The organism is Bifidobacterium imperatoris (genome assembly GCF_002860405.1).
Taxonomy (GTDB): Bacteria; Actinomycetota; Actinomycetes; order Actinomycetales; family Bifidobacteriaceae; genus Bifidobacterium; species Bifidobacterium imperatoris.
On sequence record NZ_NMWV01000061.1, the window covers coordinates 1 to 1,599 of the forward strand.

The 1,599-nt window shown below is 48.2% G+C and carries 1 protein-coding gene and 1 pseudogene; one reads left to right on the forward strand and one right to left on the reverse strand.

Annotation, left to right across the window (positions count from 1 at the left end; translation table 11 throughout):
- Positions 1 to 473: pseudogene (locus tag Tam1G_RS11450) on the reverse strand (hypothetical protein); the annotation flags it as partial.
- 379 nt (positions 474 to 852) lie between these two features.
- On the opposite strand from Tam1G_RS11450, the gene Tam1G_RS11460 reads away from it, so the two are divergent.
- A partial coding sequence (locus Tam1G_RS11460; RefSeq protein WP_101626613.1) for a phage antirepressor occupies positions 853 to 1,599 on the forward strand: 747 nt, incomplete at its 3' end.

Sequence of the window (1,599 nt, forward strand, 5' to 3'; positions counted from 1 at the left end):
ATTTTATTATGTATCTCTCGGGGCCCATTAATGGCGGTCACGACTAAATAATTAGATACATTCGCCATGATGTCAGGCACCGATTGCAATAGACTCTGATTTAACTGTTGGATAACAGGGTCTTCAAACAAGTTCCCCCCGGATTTTCTTAGTAGTTCAAATTGTTTTCCATCAAGAGCTTTACGAAGTTCTTCGCGACTTATCGAAGATTCTCCGTCTAATTCAATGTCGCCATCCCCTGGGAATAGGTCAGAGAGTACAAGAGATTCACCAGATAGCGATTCCAAGGCTTTGATGAGAATCAGCATGTTGAATAATGATGCACCTGAAGCATTCCTTTTCATTCCCGAAATGAAGCCTGGGGTCCAGGTTGCCCCATACCGGCGTGCTTCCGTTGCTATCTGATCCAGGGTCAAGCCTTTGTTGGTTTTTACCGAATCAATATAACTGTAAATTGCTTCATTAATTCTCATGTTCTCATTTTAACAACACGACACGCCAACACAAAACCACAAGTTGTCATAATGAGAATGTGTGCTATCTTCTTAATCACGTTCTCATAATGACAACTTGTGGAGGGAGGTTTTAATAATGCCAGCAATCGTTATGAGTCCAACTCTCAGCCCTAAAGAAGTATTCGAGAATTACGGCCTTAAACCCAATCACCTGGCCCAACTCCGATACCAGAACAAAGGACCTCGCTACATACAGGCGACGCCGCGAACGGTCTTGTATAGGCAAAGCGACATCGAATCCTGGCTAACGGCCAACACCGTGGAGACCGAAGACAGCAAAGAAATAAAAAAGGCATCCGCTGCCACGGATGCCGAATAACGAAAGGAAATGAATCCAATGTCAGAATCAACATTACAGCCCTTCGAATTCAAGGGCAACCAGTTGAGAATTCTAACGGACAAGCAGGGCGGGTCCTGGTTCGTGGCCAAGGACGTATGCAATATCCTCGGTCTCAGCAATACAGCAGTTACCATCAAAGCCCTTGACGAGGATGAGTTAAGTAATTCTTATATCACCGATTCGCTAGGACGAAAACAGACTTCGTTCATCATCAGCGAACCCGGCCTGTACAAGCTGATCATGCGTTCCCGGAAGCCGGAGGCCAAGGAATTCCAACGTTGGGTCTCTCACGAGGTACTGCCATCCATTCGTAAACACGGTGCTTACATGACGGAGCCCACGCTGGAACAGGCCATCACCAATCCCGATTTCCTGATTCGTTTAGCTACCGAACTAAAGACCGAAAAGCAGAAACGAGCCGAAGCGGAGCAGACCATCAAAGAGCAGAAGCCGAAGGTACTGTTCGCGGACGCGGTCGCCACAAGCAAGCGAAGCATTCTGATCGGCGAGCTGGCGAAGATTCTGAAGCAGAACGGGTACGACACAGGCCAGAACAGGTTCTTCAAAACATTGCGCGCGGATGGTCTGCTGATGAAGCGCAACGGGAACCCGAACATGCCAACACAGAAGGCCATGCAGCTGAAGCTATTCGAGGTCAAGGAGACCGCGATACAGCGTCCCGACGGGCATACCACCGTGAACTTCACGACCAAGGTCACACCCAAGGGCCAACAGTACCTGATT